Genomic DNA, 16,295 nt, shown 5'->3' on the forward strand with positions numbered 1-16,295 from the left:
CGGTACCGTCTGCGGCATGGGTCGCGTCGTCGTCGAGGTCATGCCGAAGCCCGAGATCCTGGACCCCCAGGGCAAGGCCGTCGCCACGGCGCTGCCCCGGCTGGGGCTGGGTCGCTTCACGGGGGTCCGCCAGGGCAAGCGCTTCGAGCTCGAGGTCGAGGGCGAGGTGACGGCGGAGGTCCTCGCCGACGCCGCCCGCGCCGCCGAGGTGCTGCTGTCCAACCCGGTCATCGAGGACGTCGTCCGCGTGGCGCCCGTCGAGGCCGACGCCGCCACGACCGGCGTCGCCGGCGGGACCGCCTGATGGCCCGCCGCGTCGGCGTCGTCACCTTCCCCGGCTCGCTGGACGACGGCGACGCCGCCCGTGCCGTCCGCCTCGCCGGCGGCGAGCCCGTCCGGCTCTGGCACGGCGACGCCGACCTGCACGGCGTGGACGCCGTCGTCCTGCCCGGCGGCTTCTCCTACGGCGACTACCTGCGCTGCGGCGCGATCGCCCGCTTCGCGCCCGTCATGGGGCCGCTCGTCGAGGCCGCCCACGAGGGCCTGCCGGTGCTCGGCATCTGCAACGGCTTCCAGGTGCTCTGCGAGGCGCACCTGCTGCCCGGCGCGCTGGTGCGCAACGACCACCGCACCTTCGTCTGCACCGACCAGCGGCTGCGCGTGGAGAACACCGGCACGGCCTGGACCTCGGCGTACGGCCGGGGCGAGGAGGTCGTCGTCCCGCTGAAGAACGGCGAGGGCGGCTACCTCGCCGACGAGCGCACGCTCGACGAGCTCGAGGCCGAGGGCCGCGTGGTCCTGCGCTACGTCGTCCCGGAGGGCGGCCGGAACCCCAACGGCAGCGCCCGCGACATCGCCGGCGTCACCAACGCGGCCGGCAACGTCGTCGGACTCATGCCCCACCCCGAGCACGCGGTCGAGGCCGGCTACGGCCCCGACCCCCGCTCCGGCACGGGCGGCACCGACGGCCTGCGCTTCTTCGCCTCGGCGATCGGGCAGCTCACCTCCGCCTGACCTCTCGGCCCCACGCTCACCGGCCCCCCCGGGGGGTCTTCGTGCCCTTTCACCGCTCCCTGGCCTTCCTGGAGGGGTGAAAGGGCACGAAGACCCGGGTCCGGGCGCCGCGGGGGCGGCGCGTCAGCCGACGGGCTCGGGCATGACCTCGACGTCGTAGCCCGCGGTGATGCGCAGGTCGGTCACCGGGTCGTGGAGCTCGACGTCCCACCGCGGCGCGAACTGGTCGACGCCGGGCACCATCGCCACCGTGCCGGAGGCGAGCACCGTGCCCGGCAGGTCCAGGCCCCGCTCGCGCAGGACGCCGAGCCAGTGGTCGGGCGTCAGCAGGTCGCCGAGGGTCGAGTCCTGGACGAGCGTGCGGACCCCGTCGGTGCCCGTGACCCAGCCGCGCAGGGCGATGTCGTCGAGGTGGTCGCGGACGTCCGCGAGCCGCCAGGCGGCGGTGCCGAGCACGTCGGGGCTCGCGTTCTTGCTCCACGCGACGCCGTGCACCTCGAGCGCCCGGTCGGTGTGGTCGCAGGCCACGGTGAGCAGCACGTCGTCCTCGGTGACGACGAGCGCCCACTCGGCCTCGCCCGACGTGCGCGCGTGCTGCACGGGGACGACGTCGGTCTGCGCCGCGAGGTAGGGCGCCACCGGGTAGAGGGCGGGCGTCGTCGTCGGCGCCGGCACGCCGAGCTCGGCTAGCTCGGCGATGTGGGCGCGGACCTCGTCCTGCTCGCGGCCCGCGTAGCCGGCGTTGAGCAGCCGGGCGACCTCGACCTCGCGGGTGCTGCCGTCGGGCAGCGCGAAGGTCAGGCGCGGGCGCAGGGGCCGCGGGGCGGGGGCGGTCTCGGCGGTCATGAGGGGTCTCCCGGGAGGTGGGCGACCGCCCGGGACGCCTGCGGGGAGGCGGCCGCGCGGTCGGTCGGAGGTGACGGACTTCGGCGACGGGCCTTCCGCCCGGGCGCCGGCAGTGCCAGCATGCCGCTCGTATACACGTCGTACAAGGGGCGGTCCCGACCTCGGGACCGCTGCCACGGCCGCCGGGCGAGACCTGCCCGGGGGCCGGCGCGGCCCCCGGGCCGCGCCCCCGCCCGCACCGCAGGAGGACACATGGACCGCTCCCCGGCACCGCCCGGCGGCACGGACGGGGGCACCGCCGCCCCCGCCGTCCCGCGCAAGAGCCTCGTCAAGGCGTTCACCGCCAGCCTCACGGGCACCTCGCTCGAGTGGTACGACTTCGCCGTCTACTCGGCCGCCTCGGCGATCGTCTTCCCGGCGGTCTTCTTCCCAGCGTCCGACCCGTACACCGCGACGGTGCTCGCCTTCTCGACGTACGCCGTCGGCTACGTCTCGCGCCCCGTCGGCGGGTTCGTCTTCGGCCGTCTCGGCGACCGGATCGGCCGCAAGCCCGTCCTCGTGGCGACGCTGCTGCTCATCGGCGTCGCGACGTTCCTCATCGGCCTGCTGCCGGGGTACGCGACGCTCGGCATCGCCGCGCCGATCATCCTCGTGCTGCTGCGCTTCGCCCAGGGCGTCGGCGTCGGCGGCGAGTGGGGCGGCGCCGTCCTGCTCTCGAGCGAGTTCGGGGACCCACGGCGTCGCGGGTTCTGGTCGTCGGCCGCCCAGGTCGGCCCGCCCGCCGGCAACCTGCTCGCCAACGGCGCGCTCGCGGCCCTGGCCGCGCTGCTCACCGAGGAGGCGTTCCTCTCCTGGGGCTGGCGCGTCGCGTTCCTGCTCTCGGCGCTCCTCGTGGCCTTCGGCCTGTGGATCCGCCTCAAGCTCGAGGACACGCCCGTCTTCCGGGCCGTCCAGGCGCGCGGCGAGAAGCCCAGCGCCCCCATCAGCGAGGTCTTCCGCGACCAGCGTCGCCCCCTGCTCGCCGCCATCCTCAGCCGCCTCGGCCCGGACGTCCTCTACGCGCTCTTCACCGTCTTCACCCTGACGTACGGCACGGTCGCGCTCGGCTTCGAGCGCAGCGAGGTGCTGGTCGCCGTCCTCGTGGGCTCGGCGTTCCAGCTCGTCGGCATCCCGCTGGCCGGAGCCGTCTCCGACCGCATCAGCCGCCGCGGCCTCTACGCCGTCGCCGCCGTGGGCGGGGCCGTGTGGGCCTTCGTCTTCTTCGGCATCACGGACGGCACGTCGCTCGGGCTGCTGGTCGTCGGCATCGCCCTCGGCCTGGTCTTCCACTCGTTCATGTACGGGCCCCAGGCCGCGTACATCATCGAGCAGTTCTCGCCGCGGCTGCGCTACACCGGCAGCTCGCTGGCCTACACGATCGCCGGCGTCTTCGGCGGGGCCATCGCGCCGCTGATGTTCACGGTCATCTACGAGGAGACCGGCAGCCCCTACTGGATCGCCGGCTACCTCGCCGTCGCCGCTGCGCTGACGTGCGTCGGGCTGGCGATCGGCCGCGACTCCGACGTCTCCGAGGACGAGGCGTACATCGCCTCCTTCGCCGAAGACGTCGCCCCGGCGGACGCCGCCGGCCCCTCGGGCCGCGCCTGACCCGCGGGCGGGGTCAGCTGCGCAGGAGGAGGTCGAGCGTCACCGCGAGGTGCCGCTCGATCGCCTCCTGCGCGGCGGCCCGGTCGCCCGCTCCGAGCGCGTCGAGGATCTCGCCGTGCTCGGTGCAGACCCGCTCCTGGCGGTCGACGCTGCGCAGCAGCGCCTCGACGCCGACCAGCACCTGCCGGGCCCGCAGGCCCGCGTAGGTGCGCGAGACGAGGGCGCTGCCGGCCGCGTCCACGAGCACCTGGTGGAACTCGCGGTCCAGCTCGATGAAGCGGCGCCCGGACGTGCGGGGGTCCTCGCCGGCCAGCGCCCGCTGCTGGTCGAGCACGGCGGTCATCGCCGCGACGGGCGTCCGGCCTGCCGCCACGACGACGTCGGCGGAGTGCACCTCCAGCAGCGTGCGCAGCTCCATCAGCTCGGTGATCTCCCGCCCGGTGACGACCGGGACGCGGGCGCCGCGGCGCGGGACGAGCTCCACGAGGCCCTCGGCCGCGAGCACCAGCAGGGCCTCGCGCACCGGCGTGCGGGAGACGCCGACGGCGTCGGCGACCTCCTGCTCGTTGAGGTAGACGCCCTGGGCGCGGGGGTCCACGAGCACCTCGCGCACGAGGTGCTCGTACACCCGCTCGCGCCCCGCGGACGCGCTCGATCGCATACTCGACGTATACACCACTGACCACCCCGGAGGCGGCCCGATGCGTGCAGCACTCGTCCAGATGACCAGCACCGACGACCCGGCGGCCAACCTGCGCCTCGTCGAGGAGCGTGTGACCGCGGCGGCCGAGCGGGGGGCGACGCTCGTCGTCCTCCCCGAGGCCGTGCTGCGGGCCTTCGGTGGCGGGTCCCTCGCCGAGGTGGCGGAGCCCCTCGACGGGCCCTGGGCCACGGCCGTCACCGCGCTGGCCCGGCGGCTCGGCGTGACCGTCGTCGTCGGGACCTTCACGCCGGCGGCCGGGGAGGGCGACGCACGGGTCCGCAACACCCTGCTCGTCACGGGGCCGGGCGGCACGACGTCGTACGACAAGACCCACCTCTTCGACGCCTTCGGCTACGCCGAGTCCGACGGGGTGCAGCCCGGGTCCGGCGTCGTCGTCGCGGACGTCGACGGCGAGCCCGTCGGCCTGGCCACCTGCTACGACGTCCGCTTCCCGGCCCTCTTCACCGCGGCGGCCGACCGCGGCGCCCGGCTCGTCGTCGTCTGCGCCTCCTGGGGCGCGGGCCCCGGGAAGGTCGAGCAGTGGGAGCTGCTCGTGCGGGCCCGGGCGCTGGACTCCACGAGCGTCGTCGTCGCCGTCGGGCAGGCCGACGCCGGCGGGCCGGTCGGCGCGGCCCCCACGGGCGTGGGCCACAGCCTCGTGGTCTCGCCGCTCGGCGAGGTGCTGCACCGGCTGGGCGCCGAGGAGGACACCCTCGTCGTCGACCTGGACCTCGACGCCGTCGACGACGCGCGCCGGGTCCTGCCCGTGCTCGCCAACCGTCGCCGGGACCTCGGCGTCTGAGCGGGGGAGGGGGCGGCGGGCGTCCGTCACCATGGGGGCATGAGCCGCCCCGCCCGCTCCCTCGCCGTCGTCCCGCTCGCCCTCGCCGCCGTCCTCGTGGCGTCGGGCTGCTCGACCCTCGAGGACTCCGCCCGTGACGTCGGCCGCAGCGCCGTCGACGCCGGGCGGGACGCCGCGGCGCGCGAGGCCGAGGAGCTCTTCGGCGGCTCGGCCGACGCGGCGCTGGGCACGGCGCTGGACCAGCTGCCCGGCACGTGCGCGGACTGGGCCGCCTCGCCCGTCGTCGCGCGGACGGCGGCGGCGGAGCTCGTGGCGCGCGCGGTGCTGCTGCGGTCCGGCGACACCGCCTCGCCGACGACCGAGCAGGTCAGCGGGACGTCGTCCGCCGTCGACAGCCGCTGCGAGGAGGCCGGCGGGGAGACCGCCGTGCGCGACGTGGCGCTCGACGCCGCCGCCGACGCGGGGCTGCCCGTGGAGGCGGCGCTGGAGGCGACGCCGACCGACGCCGCCACGGGGGACGGCGAGGGCTGAGGCCCGCGGGGCCCGGGGTCAGGCGGCGCGCGCGGGGCTGAAGCCCCAGTGCCACGGCTCGCCGCTGACGGTCTCGGCGAAGCCGAACCGCCCGGCGTTGTCGCGCATCCAGCCGAGCGCCTTCCCGTCGAGCTGGAGGTCGACCGCCAGCCCCCAGCCGTGGCTGCTCGTGCCCGGCGCCGCGGCGAGACCGCCCTGGCTGCGCAGCCCCTTGCGCTCGGCCATGTCGACCTGGTCGCCGTAGGAGCGGTAGCTGTCGTTGACGGAGAAGCGGACGCCGTCGGCCCGGGCGGCCGCGGACATCCGGTCGAAGGCCTCGGCGGCCGGCGCCCACATCCGCTCGCCGGAGCCGGCGCCGCCGATCTCGACGAGCTGCGCCTCCGGGACCTTGCCGTTGCCGTAGGCCTTGAGCTCGAGCGGGACGCCCTTGCCGTCGACCTTCCCGGACGTCGCCACGGCCGGGGCCGCGGCCCGGCCCGGCGCCTCGACGCCGCCCACGGCGGCCGTGCCACCGGCCCCGGGGGCGGTGCCCGTGGAGCGGCCCGCGGCGGTGAGGGACTCCAGCAGCTGCGAGAGGCCCTGCGAGGAGAGGGTCGTCGTCGTGGTGGTGAGCGCCGGCTCGGCGGCCGCCCCGCCCGCGGGGGTCGAGGACGTCAGGCCCGGGAGCATCTGCTGCGCGGTCGTCGTCCCGCCGCCGCCCACCTGCTGCGCCAGGGCCTGCGCGAAGGCGTCCGCCGACGCGGGGGCCGCCGTCGTGGCCGCGGCCGGCCGGCCCGTCGACAGCGCGTCGAGGTGGGCCTGCAGGGTGCTCATGCGCGCGGTGATGCTGCTCAACGCCTCCACGTCCTCCTCCTCGGCACGTCGGGCCGCCGACCTGAGCCCGCCGTCCCCGCCCCGGGGGCGGACGGCGGCCGGGACGGGCCGCCGCCGTCGCTAACCTGCGCAGCATGGCCTCGCAGACCGCCCCCGCCCGCCCGGAGGCGCCGGGCCTCGACACCGTCGCCCGCGCGGCGACGACGCCGGACGTCACCCAGCCGTGGCGCGAGCTCGGCCTCCGCGAGGAGGAGTACGGGCGCATCCGCGAGATCCTCGGCCGCCGCCCCACCTCCGCCGAGCTCGCCATGTACTCGGTCATGTGGAGCGAGCACTGCTCCTACAAGTCCTCGAAGGTGCACCTGCGCCAGTTCGGCGAGAAGACCACCGAGGCCATGCGCGAGCACCTCATGGTCGGCATCGGCGAGAACGCCGGCGTCGTCGACATCGGCGACGGCTGGGCCGTCACCTTCAAGGTCGAGAGCCACAACCACCCGAGCTTCGTCGAGCCGCACCAGGGCGCGGCCACGGGCGTCGGCGGCATCGTCCGCGACATCCTCGCGATGGGGGCCCGCCCGGTCGCGGTGATGGACCAGCTGCGCTTCGGCGCGATCGGCCACCCGGACACCGCGCGGGTCGTCCACGGCGTCGTCGCCGGGGTCGGCGGGTACGGCAACTGCCTCGGGCTGCCCAACATCGGCGGCGAGGTCGTCTTCGACGCCGTCTACCAGGGCAACCCCCTCGTCAACGCGCTCGCCGTCGGCGTCATGCGGCACGAGGACCTCCACCTCGCCAACGCCACCGGGGCCGGCAACAAGGTCGTCCTCTTCGGCGCCCGCACCGGCGGCGACGGCATCGGCGGCGTGTCCGTCCTGGCCTCGGAGACCTTCGACGCCACGGGCCCGGCCAAGCGCCCGAGCGTCCAGGTGGGCGACCCCTTCGCCGAGAAGGTGCTCATCGAGTGCTGCCTCGAGCTCTTCCGCGCGGGCGTCGTCGAGGGCATCCAGGACCTCGGCGGCGCCGGGCTGTCCTGCGCCACGAGCGAGCTCGCCAGCGCCGGCGACGGCGGCATGCACGTCGAGCTCGACACCGTGCTGCTGCGCGACCCCTCGCTCTCGCCCGAGGAGATCCTCATGAGCGAGAGCCAGGAGCGGATGATGGCCGTCGTCCGTCCCGAGCACCTCGACCGGTTCATGGAGGTCGTGCGGCGCTGGGACGTCGAGACGAGCGTCGTCGGCGAGGTCACCGAGACGGGCCGGCTCGTCATCACCTGGCGCGGCGAGGTCGTCGTCGACGTGCCGCCGCGCACCGTCGCCCACGACGGGCCCGTCTACGAGCGCCCCTACGCCCGCCCGTCGTGGCAGGACGCCCTGCAGGCGGACACGGCCGCCGGTCTCCCGCGGCCGGCGTCGGGGGAGGAGCTGCGCGCGACGCTGCTGCGCCTCGTCGGCTCGCCGAACCTCGCCGACAAGGGCTGGGTCACCGACCAGTACGACCGGTACGTGCTCGGCAACACGGCCCTCGCGATGCCCGACGACGCCGGCGTGGTCCGCGTCGACGAGGCCACCGGGCTCGGCGTCGCGGTGTCCACGGACGCCAACGGCCGCTACGGCTACCTCGACCCCTACGCAGGCGCCCAGCTGGCGCTCGCGGAGGCGTACCGCAACGTCGCGACGACGGGCGCCCGCCCCCTCGCCGTCACCGACTGCCTCAACTTCGGCAGCCCCGAGGACCCCGACGTCATGTGGCAGTTCCAGCAGGCCGTCACGGGCCTCGCGGACGCGTGCCGGGTCCTCGGCGTGCCCGTCACCGGCGGCAACGTCTCGCTCTACAACTCGACGGCGGACACGCCCATCCACCCGACGCCCGTCGTCGGCGTGCTCGGGGTGCTCGACGACGTCGCGCGCCGCACGCCGTCCGGCTGGCGGGAGCCCGGGCAGGCGCTGTACCTGCTCGGCACCACGCGGCTCGAGCTCGACGGCTCCGCGTGGGCCGAGGTCGAGCACGGCCACCTCGGCGGCCTCCCCCCGGTCGTGGACCTCGAGGCGGAGCGGCTCCTGGGCGACGTCCTCGTCAACGCGAGCCGCGACGGCCTCGTCGACGCCGCCCACGACCTCTCCGAGGGCGGGCTCGCGCAGGCCCTCGTCGAGGGGTGCCTGCGCTACGGCGTGGGCGCCCGCGTGTGGCTCGACGAGCTGCGCGAGCGCGACGGCGTCGACGCGGCGACGGCCCTGTTCTCCGAGTCGACGGCGCGCGTCCTCGTCTCCGTGCCGCGCTCGGAGGAGGTGCGCTTCACCGACGTCTGCAGCGCCCGCCGGCAGCCGGCGCTGCGCGTCGGCGTCGTCGACGCCGCGGGCGGGGACGCCGGCCGCGCGGTCCTCGACGTCCAGGGCCTCTTCGCCGTCCCCGTCGACGAGCTCCGCGCGGTGTCCACGGCGACGCTGCGCGAGGCGTTCGGCGGCTGAGGGTGCCGGCCCGGCGGCGCATCGGCGCCGAGGCCGCCCGGGACGCCGTCGCGGCCTGGGCGGCCGACCCCGCCGCGGCCGGCCGGCCCGCGACGGCGCTCGCGGTGCGCGGCTCGCTCGAGGAGCTGGCGGCGCGGCTGCCCGGGAACAGCGTCGAGGTGCGGGTGCCGCCCTTCGGCGTCGCGCAGTGCGTCGAGGGGCCGCGGCACACCCGCGGCACGCCGCCGAACGTCGTCGAGACCGACGCCGCCACGTGGCTCGAGCTCGTCACCGGCCGGCTGCGGTGGGCCGACGCCGTCGACGCGGGCCGGGTGAGGGCCAGCGGGCTGCGGGCCGTCCTGGGCGACGCGCTGCCGCTCTTCCCCCACCCCTGACCGCCGCCCACCCCTGACCGCCGCCCACCCCTGACCGCCGGTCCGCCCCCTCCACCCCGCCGCCTCGTCGCCCCTCACCCTCCCTCCCGACGTGGGACCTCGTCGGGCGTGGGAAGCGCTCACCACGCCCGACGAGGTCACACGTCGGCCCGGGTAGCGTCGTCCCCGTGAGCGACGAGCGGGAGGCCCCGACCCCCGAGGAGCTGGCCGGGGCGCAGCGGGTGGTGCGCCGGCGGGTGCCCCGCTACCGCGTGCTCATCGTGCTGGGCGTCCTCGTCGGCGTCGTCGTGGCCGTCGTCCTGTCGACGCAGGCGACGGCGACGCCCGAGTTCCCCCGCTCGTCCGTCCTCGGGTACCTCCTGGCCGGCCTCGGCATCGCCGGCGGGCTGCTCGGCGGGCTCGTCGGCGTCGTCCTCGAGCGGCTGGCGGGGCCGCGGGAGCGGTGACGGACGGGGAGGACGGCGGCGGGACGTGCGCCGTCTGCGGGGTTCCTCTCGACGACGACTCGTGGTGGGTCGAGCTCAACGGGCCCGACTGCGACGACGAGCTGCACACATGCAGCCAGGAGCACGCGGCGGCGGCGGTCGCCAGCTGGGTGCCGCCGCCGCCGCTCCCGGCCGACGGCCCTCCCCGCCTGGAGGTGGGGGAGGTCATCGGCTGCGGGACGGCCCTTCTCGTCGTGCTCGCCGTCCTCGGCCTGCTCGGACTCGGCGGCTACCAGCTGCTCCAGATGCTGGGCGTCGCCTGAGCCGACCTCACACCCGCGGCGGCGCCACCCCCGTCGCCGGGTCCTGCGGCGCGTCGGCCGGGTACCAGACCGTGCCGAGCGTCGGTGTCCACCCGACGGTCAGCGCGCGCGGCGAGTCGGCGGACGGTGACGTCGGCAGCAGGCCGGCGCGGTCGAGCCGGGTCCACCCGACGGTGAGGAAGCGGCCGCCCCCGTCGGTGCGGCCGTCGGCCCGCTCGGACGGCGTGCCGACGCCGCTCACCGGTCCGCCTCGGCGTTGACGAGCGGGTCGTTGGAGTACTCGGGCGGCACGACCTCGGGCGCCGCGGCGCGGCGGGCCTGCGGGGCGGGCGCGAAGACCGGGTCGGGCGGGGCCGCGCGGTGGTGCTCGGGGTAGCGGTCCTGGTAGTCGACGGCGGCCTGGACGATCGTCGCCTCGGAGAAGCGCGGGCCCCACAGCGCCGCGTTGACCGGCAGCCGCGTGAAGCGCCCGAGGCCGACGGGGAAGGTGACCATCGGCCACCCGAGGGCGTTGGGCAGCTGGAACCAGCGGCGGTAGTTGGGCAGCTGCGAGCCGCCGCCGAACCGGGGACCGACGTGGTCGCCGATCGGCAGCACGAGCATGACGTCGACGTCCGCCGCGTCGAGGGCGTCCTGGTAGTTGGCCTGCAGCCGGCGGCGCCGGCGCTCGCCCTCCGCGCGGACGGCGTTCGTGATGCCGCCGCCGAGCGCCGACGCCGCCTCCCACGTGCGCTCCGTCGTCCCGGGGCGGACCCGGCCGTACTGCGCGAGCAGTGCGGCGGCCTGGTCGGCGGGCCGCGTGGCGGCGAAGTCGCGGACGGCGTCCCAGTAGCGGATCTCGTAGCGGTTGGACTGCACGACGGCGGACAGCGCCGTGACGGCCGTGCCGTCGGAGACCCCCAGCACGTCGGGGGAGCGGAAGTACGGGTCCTGCGCGGGGTCGGTGACGTCGAGGCCGGGGAACTCGGTGACCGTGGCGCCCATGACGCGCAGCTGGCGGACCAGCCGGCGCCAGACGTCGGCGTGGTCGCGGCCGTAGGTCGACTGCGGCGGCGTCCCGATCGGTGCGGCCGTCATCCAGTCGGTCTGCGGCACCCCGATGCGCAGGCCGGCGAGCGGCCGGGCGCCGCCGCGGGGCGAGAGCGGCACCTCGGGGAAGGGCATCGGGGCGGAGAGCGTGAGCGGGTCACCGGACTGGTCGACACCCGCGATGGCGTTCATGACGAGGACGCTGTCGCGGACCGAGCGCGTGATGGGCCCGACGACGTCGACGCCCGGCGAGAGCGGCATGACGCCCGCGACGGAGGCGGCGCCCAGCGAGGGCTTGATGGCGCTCGCCCCGTTGGCGGCCGCCGGCATGATGATCGACCCGCCGGTCTCCTCGCCGATCGCCGCGGCGCACAGGCGGGCCACGGGGGCGACGCCGGAGCCCTGGCTCGACCCGCCGGGGACCCGCGCCGGGTCCCAGGCGTTGCCGGCGAAGGTCCCCGCGATACTGCCGGAGAACGCCGACGCGATGGTGTGGCCGAGCAGGACGGCGCCCTGCTCGCGGAGGCGGGCGACGACCGTCGCGTCGCGGAGGGCGACGTTGCCGGCAAAGGCGAGCGTGCCGTTGCGGGCCTCCCGCCCCTCGACGCCGACGGAGTCCTTGATGCCGAAGGGGATGCCGCACAGCGGGGGCACGACCTCCCCGCTCGTGCGGGCCGCGCGGAAGCGGGCGTCGGCGGCCTCGGCGGCCGCGCGGGCGCCGGTGCGGTCGACGCGGACGAAGGCGTTGTAGCCGCCGTTGTCGCCGTAGACCTCGAAGGGCCCGTTGAGGGCGTCGATGCGGGCCAGGTACGCGTCGAGCACCTGGACGGCGGTGACGTCGCCGCGGCGCAGGAGGACGGCGAGCTCGACGACCTCGTGGTCGACGAGGCGGTCGCGCCGCGCCGGGGCGGGCAGGTCGCGCAGCGCGCGGTCCAGCTCGGCGGTCGTGGCGGCGGCCGGGCGGGCACGCAGCGTGCTCGCGACGGCGACGCCGAGGGCGGCGCCGAGGCCGACCACGGTGCGCCGGGACGGGCCGGCAGAGGTCTCGGCGGACGCCGCGGTGGCGGCGCCGTGCGGGGCGGTGGTGGTCACCTGGGGCTCTCCTCGGAGGACGGTCGTTGCGGTGGGGGGAGCCTGCCCCGGGCACGCATCTCCTGGGTCGTCCGTGGACGAACTGGGGCACACCTGTTCTCGGACCCGGAAATGCAGGTGACGGCAGCGGCCGGGCTCGGCGAGGGTGGCCGCGGCCGCCGCCCCGGCGTGCCGTGCGCAGAGGTCCCGGTGACCTCGGCGACCCCACCACCACCACGAGAGAGCAGACCCATGCCCACCGACGGCCGGCCCGACCGGCTCTCCCCGCACCTGCTGAGCTGGGCGTCGATCCTCGACGACGCCACCCGCGAGCAGGCGCTCACGACGGCGACCATGCCGTTCGTCCACCCGCACGTGGCCCTCATGCCCGACGCGCACCTCGGCAAGGGGGCGACGGTCGGCTCCGTCATCCCCACCGACGGCGCGATCATCCCCGCCGCCGTCGGCGTCGACATCGGCTGCGGGATGCTCGCCGTCCGGACGCCGTACGACGTCGAGGCGCTGCGCCGCACCGACCTCCGGGCGCTGCACGCCGGCATCAGCCGCCGCGTGCCGCTGTCGGCGGGCGGGCGCAACCGCGGGGTGGAGGCGACCGCGGAGCCTCGTGTCGCGGAGCTGCGGGAGATGCCCGGCGCGGAGCAGGCGGACGAGGTCTCGCGGCGCTGGGAGCGGCAGCTGGGCACCCTCGGCTCGGGCAACCACTTCGTCGAGGTCTCCTCCGACGAGCTCGGCCGGGTGTGGCTGTTCCTCCACTCCGGCTCGCGCGGCGTGGGGAACCAGCTGGCGCAGCGGCACATCCGGGTGGCGCAGGAGCAGGCGGCACGGCGGTTCTACGACCTGCCGGACCGCGACCTCGCCTACCTCGTGGAGGGGGAGCCGGAGTTCGACGCCTACGTCGAGGCCCTCCTGTGGGCGCAGCGCTTCGCCGCCCTCAACCGCGAGGAGATGATGGACCGCGTCGTCGCCGCGCTCGCCGAGGCCCTCGGCCTGGGCGGGCCGGAGGACGTCGTCCGCGAGGAGACGATCGGCTGCCACCACAACTACACCGCCCGCGAGACCCACTACGGGCGTGAGGTGTGGTTGTCCCGCAAGGGCGCCATCAGCGCCCGCGAGGGCGAGCTCGGCCTCGTGCCGGGGTCGATGGGCGACGCGTCCTACGTCGTCGTGGGCCGGGGCGACCCCGTCGCCCTGCACTCGTCGCCGCACGGTGCCGGGCGGGCCTGGTCCCGCTCGGCGGCGCGCAAGCGCTTCTCGCGCAGCGACCTCGACGCCCGCATGGGCGACGTGGTCTGGGGCGAGTCCGACGCCTTCCTCGACGAGCACCCCGAGGCGTACAAGGCCATCGACGTCGTCATGGCCGACGCCGCCCGGCTCGTCGACGTCCGCCACACGCTGCGGCAGGTGGTGAACGTCAAGGGCGACTGAGGTCGCGCGTCGAGACCGACGAACGGCAGGTCCCCGGGGACGGGTCCCTGCCGTTCGTCAGTCTCGCGAGCCCTCGGGCTCGGCCCTCGCCTCGGACAGCGCGGCCGCGAGGCGGACGACGTCGTCGGGCGCCATGCCGCGCAGCTCGAGGACACGTCCGTCGACGAGCCGGGCGATACCCAGGTCCCGCCAGCGCCCAGGAGGTTCGACGGCGAGGACCTCGTCCCACGTCACCCAATGGCCACGCACCAGGCCGTTGCGCTTTCTGAGGGCGCGCTCCGCCACATCGATGCCCCGGGGATGCAAGGTGACCGACGGTAGAAGACCGGCCAGGCCGGGGAGCATCGTCCAGGTCGAGGTCACGGCCGCCGTGACGACGATGCCGGCGACGACGAGCGCGCTAATGAAGAGAAGGACGACAGCTGCGGCTCTCTTGCGACCGTCGCGCGGCAACCACCGTTCCCGGTAGGCGCGCCGCACGTCCCTCGGCACCGTCACGGCGGCTCGTGTCACGACGCCCCCTCCCTAGCGCCGTGCTCTCGCCGCCGCGCCTCCTCGATCGCCGCCCCCAGCCGCTCGACGTGCTCGGCCGGCACGTTCGGCAGCGGCACCGTGGTGCCGTCGGCGAGGTGGGCGCGGCCGCCGTCGCCGAAGGCGGTGGGCGGCACGAGCTCCCGCACGTCGTCCCACGGCACGACCCGACGCCGTCCCGCGGGGCGGACGTCGAGGTGGGTGGGGGAGACCCGCGTCGTCCGGTCGAGCGCGCGGGCCAGCATCTCCCCGCCGAGGCCGAAGACGGCCAGCGGCACGAGGTGGGCCAGCTGCCCGGGCCCGAAGACGGCGAAGAGACCGAGCGCGACGAGGCCTCCGACGACGAGCGTCCGCAGCGCTTGGCGACCGCCGGGGGTGAGCAGCGGCGGGAGGCCCTCGGAGTGGTACGTCGCGTCGAGCCCGGAGGTGTCGATGCGCAGGCCCTCGCCGCCGTCCGCCCCCGCCACGGACGAGACCCTGCCGTGGACGGCGTGCTCCCGCAGCCGCTCCGGAGGTCCTGCCACCCGATCGTGTCGGGGTACCGAGTGTCACGGAGCGCCCGCCGAGTGCTGCGAAGCGGTCGTCGGGGAGCCTGTCGGAGCGACCACGTCGCGGCACTCGCCGGCGTCAACCGTTCGCGGCGGCACGGGCCCGCTCCAGCGCCTCCGCGAGCCGGTCGACCTCGTCGGCCGGCATCCCGTGCAGCCGGAGGCGGCGCCCGTCACCGAGGACCGCGCGGCCAGGGACCGCCCGTCCCGGCCGGCAGGTGATCTCGCGGACGAACCACCACCGGTAGCGGTCACCGCGGCCGATCCCGCCGTCCTTGACCTCGGGCACCTCCGGCTCCAGGCGGGTCCGCGCGCACCACCGCGGGTGGTCGGTCATCCACCTCAGGAAGGCGACCAGGCCCACCACCCCGAGCACCCGGACGACGGCCTCTGCCCCGCCCCACCACGCGGCCACGCCGCACGCGACGGCGACGAGGCCCAGCGCCACGGCGCGGAACCCGAGCCGCGCCCGCTCGCGCAGCGGGCGCGGGTCCCGGACGTCGTACTCCGCCCGAAGACCGGTGAGGTCGACCGTCATCGGCGTCGGGACGAGCTCGTCGGGCCGACCGCGGTCCGGGCGCCGGGGCCGCGTCACCGGCCGTCCGCCGCCGCGGCCCGGGCGCGGTCGAGCGCCTCGGCGAGCCGGACCACGTCGTCGGCCGGCATCCCGACGAGCCGGAGCCGGCGCCCGTCCCGCAGGTGCACCTCGCCCGGCGCCCGCTTCTGCGCCCGGCGGGCGGTGACGACGAGCACGTCGGCCCACGGCAGCTCCTCCTTGGACCAGAGCTGCTCCCGGAGATGCAGCTCCGTGGGTGTCAGGCGCGTGTGCGGGTGACGCCCGGACCGACCGAGGTAGATGCCGAGGGCGAAGCAGAAGAGGGGCGTCGTGATGAGCGGGAGCAAGCGGAAGAGCGGCTCCCCGAGCACCCCGACGACGACCACGGCGTAGGCCACGACGAGGACGACGCCGGCACCGACCAGCGCGTAGACCCGCCGGCGGGGCATGGCCGGTACCTCCTGTCCGGCGTCGTAGCGCTCGCGCAGCCCTGTCAGGTCGACGCGGAGCGGGGGCACGCCCGTCAGCCTGCCGGGCTGCCCCTGCCGAGGACGGTCGTCGGACCGCGGGTCACCCGTCCGTGTCCTCCGCGGCGCGCCCCTCCTCGAGCCGCCGGGCGAGGACCTCGACGTCGCGCTCCGGCATCCCGACCAGCGGCAGGCGTCGTCCGTCGGACAACCAGACCTCGCCGGGCGGGCGCCCGCGGCCGGCGTCCGCCGTGACGCGGTAGACCGCCCGCCACGGCAACCACTCGGTCCTCGCGGCGGCCCCGGTCCGCAGGTGGAGACCGGTCGGCTCCAGGCGCGTGCGCGGCCGACGGTCCCCCGGTCCTCGGGTGGCCGCCGCGACGGCCAGGACAGCTGGCGTCAGCAGGGGCAGGAGCTGCAGGAGGTGGGAGTCGAGGACTCCCAGCACGAGCACCGCGGCGGCGACCGCCCAGGCGACGGCGGCCACCACGAGCAGCGCCCGCGTCCGCGTGCCCAGGACGCGGGGCGCGCGGCCCACGACGTACTCCTCGTGCAGCCCGCCGAGGTCGAGCCGCAGGGGAGCCACCCCGCCAGCCTGCCCGGGCGACGCGCCCGCCGGTCCCGGCGCGCCCGGCGTCACCCGTCCGTGGTCCCCGGGCCGGCGAGCGTGACGAAGGGCAGGTCACCGCGTCCCGGTGGCCTGC

20 protein-coding genes are annotated in these 16,295 nt (G+C 76.4%); 10 read left to right on the forward strand and 10 right to left on the reverse strand.

All coding sequences use genetic code 11. The features are described from left to right. Positions 1-16 precede the first annotated feature (16 nt). Together purS and purQ are read left to right on the forward strand one after the other, a co-directional pair. Positions 17-304 (forward strand): phosphoribosylformylglycinamidine synthase subunit PurS, encoded by a 288-nt coding sequence (gene purS / locus EDC03_RS14045; protein WP_123380864.1) that lies wholly within the window; start codon positions 17-19, stop codon positions 302-304. Next, the gene (gene purQ / locus EDC03_RS14050; RefSeq protein ID WP_123380865.1) at positions 304-1,014 is read left to right on the forward strand and encodes a phosphoribosylformylglycinamidine synthase subunit PurQ; all 711 of its coding nucleotides are present in this window, start codon (positions 304-306) and stop codon (positions 1,012-1,014) included. Before purS ends, purQ begins: the two co-directional genes overlap by 1 nt. A 123-nt stretch (positions 1,015-1,137) precedes the next feature. Here the strand turns inward: purQ and EDC03_RS14055 are convergent, their stop codons facing one another. Then, the gene (locus EDC03_RS14055; protein ID WP_123380866.1) at positions 1,138-1,860 is read right to left on the reverse strand and encodes a DUF2848 domain-containing protein; all 723 of its coding nucleotides are present in this window, start codon (positions 1,858-1,860) and stop codon (positions 1,138-1,140) included. 252 nt (positions 1,861-2,112) lie between these two features. Here EDC03_RS14055 and EDC03_RS14060 point away from each other — a divergent pair, with 252 nt between their 5' ends. Then, positions 2,113-3,507 carry an MFS transporter gene (locus tag EDC03_RS14060; protein WP_123380867.1) on the forward strand — a complete coding sequence of 465 codons (1,395 nt, stop codon included), beginning with the start codon at positions 2,113-2,115 and terminating at the stop codon, positions 3,505-3,507. Positions 3,508-3,520: 13 nt separating this feature from the next. Here EDC03_RS14060 and EDC03_RS14065 read toward each other — a convergent pair whose 3' ends face one another. Next, complete coding sequence (locus EDC03_RS14065) at positions 3,521-4,168, reverse strand: GntR family transcriptional regulator (RefSeq protein ID WP_123380868.1); 648 nt, start codon at positions 4,166-4,168, stop codon at positions 3,521-3,523. 40 nt (positions 4,169-4,208) lie between these two features. Here EDC03_RS14065 and EDC03_RS14070 point away from each other — a divergent pair, with 40 nt between their 5' ends. Next, positions 4,209-5,012 (forward strand): carbon-nitrogen hydrolase family protein, encoded by an 804-nt coding sequence (locus tag EDC03_RS14070; protein WP_123380869.1) that lies wholly within the window; start codon positions 4,209-4,211, stop codon positions 5,010-5,012. Between the two features lie 39 nt (positions 5,013-5,051). After that, positions 5,052-5,543, forward strand: a complete 492-nt coding sequence (locus EDC03_RS14075; RefSeq protein ID WP_123380870.1) for a hypothetical protein — start codon at positions 5,052-5,054, stop codon at positions 5,541-5,543. A gap of 18 nt (positions 5,544-5,561) precedes the next feature. On the opposite strand, the gene EDC03_RS17930 is transcribed toward EDC03_RS14075, so the two are convergent. Then, positions 5,562-6,386, reverse strand: a complete 825-nt coding sequence (locus EDC03_RS17930; RefSeq protein ID WP_199720270.1) for a M15 family metallopeptidase — start codon at positions 6,384-6,386, stop codon at positions 5,562-5,564. Between the two features lie 104 nt (positions 6,387-6,490). Between EDC03_RS17930 and purL the strand changes: the two genes are divergently transcribed. The 4 genes from purL (at position 6,491) to EDC03_RS14100 (ending at position 9,943) form a co-directional block, all read left to right on the forward strand. Next, positions 6,491-8,821 carry a phosphoribosylformylglycinamidine synthase subunit PurL gene (gene purL, locus EDC03_RS14085; protein ID WP_123380871.1) on the forward strand — a complete coding sequence of 777 codons (2,331 nt, stop codon included), beginning with the start codon at positions 6,491-6,493 and terminating at the stop codon, positions 8,819-8,821. A gap of 2 nt (positions 8,822-8,823) precedes the next feature. Further along, positions 8,824-9,195, forward strand: a complete 372-nt coding sequence (locus tag EDC03_RS14090) for a sterol carrier family protein (RefSeq protein WP_123380872.1) — start codon at positions 8,824-8,826, stop codon at positions 9,193-9,195. A gap of 167 nt (positions 9,196-9,362) precedes the next feature. After that, on the forward strand, positions 9,363-9,641 hold the full coding sequence (locus EDC03_RS14095) for a hypothetical protein (RefSeq protein WP_123380873.1): 279 nt from the start codon (positions 9,363-9,365) through the stop codon (positions 9,639-9,641). Next, positions 9,638-9,943 carry a hypothetical protein gene (locus EDC03_RS14100; protein ID WP_123380874.1) on the forward strand — a complete coding sequence of 102 codons (306 nt, stop codon included), beginning with the start codon at positions 9,638-9,640 and terminating at the stop codon, positions 9,941-9,943. The genes EDC03_RS14095 and EDC03_RS14100 overlap by 4 nt, the downstream gene beginning before the upstream one ends. A 7-nt stretch (positions 9,944-9,950) precedes the next feature. Here EDC03_RS14100 and EDC03_RS14105 read toward each other — a convergent pair whose 3' ends face one another. Together EDC03_RS14105 and EDC03_RS14110 are read right to left on the reverse strand one after the other, a co-directional pair. Beyond that, a complete protein-coding gene (locus tag EDC03_RS14105; protein ID WP_123380875.1) occupies positions 9,951-10,184 on the reverse strand; it encodes a hypothetical protein in 234 nt (77 codons plus the stop codon). Beyond that, positions 10,181-12,064 (reverse strand): amidase, encoded by a 1,884-nt coding sequence (locus EDC03_RS14110; RefSeq protein WP_123380876.1) that lies wholly within the window; start codon positions 12,062-12,064, stop codon positions 10,181-10,183. The genes EDC03_RS14105 and EDC03_RS14110 overlap by 4 nt, the downstream gene beginning before the upstream one ends. 231 nt (positions 12,065-12,295) lie before the next feature. On the opposite strand from EDC03_RS14110, the gene EDC03_RS14115 reads away from it, so the two are divergent. Beyond that, complete coding sequence (locus tag EDC03_RS14115; protein WP_123380877.1) at positions 12,296-13,489, forward strand: RtcB family protein; 1,194 nt, start codon at positions 12,296-12,298, stop codon at positions 13,487-13,489. Positions 13,490-13,546: 57 nt separating this feature from the next. Here EDC03_RS14115 and EDC03_RS14120 read toward each other — a convergent pair whose 3' ends face one another. The 5 genes from EDC03_RS14120 to EDC03_RS14140 form a co-directional block, all read right to left on the reverse strand. Next, positions 13,547-13,987, reverse strand: coding sequence for a hypothetical protein (locus EDC03_RS14120; protein ID WP_123380878.1), 441 nt, complete (start codon positions 13,985-13,987; stop codon positions 13,547-13,549). Positions 13,988-13,998: 11 nt separating this feature from the next. Beyond that, positions 13,999-14,544, reverse strand: a complete 546-nt coding sequence (locus EDC03_RS14125) for a PH domain-containing protein (protein ID WP_148058097.1) — start codon at positions 14,542-14,544, stop codon at positions 13,999-14,001. Between the two features lie 103 nt (positions 14,545-14,647). Continuing rightward, positions 14,648-15,163: a hypothetical protein gene (locus EDC03_RS14130; protein ID WP_123380880.1), complete on the reverse strand. Its 516-nt coding sequence runs from the start codon at positions 15,161-15,163 to the stop codon at positions 14,648-14,650. After that, positions 15,160-15,642, reverse strand: coding sequence for a hypothetical protein (locus EDC03_RS14135; RefSeq protein WP_123380881.1), 483 nt, complete (start codon positions 15,640-15,642; stop codon positions 15,160-15,162). Before EDC03_RS14135 ends, EDC03_RS14130 begins: the two co-directional genes overlap by 4 nt. Positions 15,643-15,694: 52 nt before the next feature. Continuing rightward, complete coding sequence (locus EDC03_RS14140; RefSeq protein ID WP_148058098.1) at positions 15,695-16,177, reverse strand: hypothetical protein; 483 nt, start codon at positions 16,175-16,177, stop codon at positions 15,695-15,697. Between the last annotated feature and the right edge of the window lie 118 nt (positions 16,178-16,295).

The sequence above is a fragment of the Pseudokineococcus lusitanus genome, from assembly GCF_003751265.1.
GTDB lineage: Bacteria > Actinomycetota > Actinomycetes > Actinomycetales > Quadrisphaeraceae > Pseudokineococcus > Pseudokineococcus lusitanus.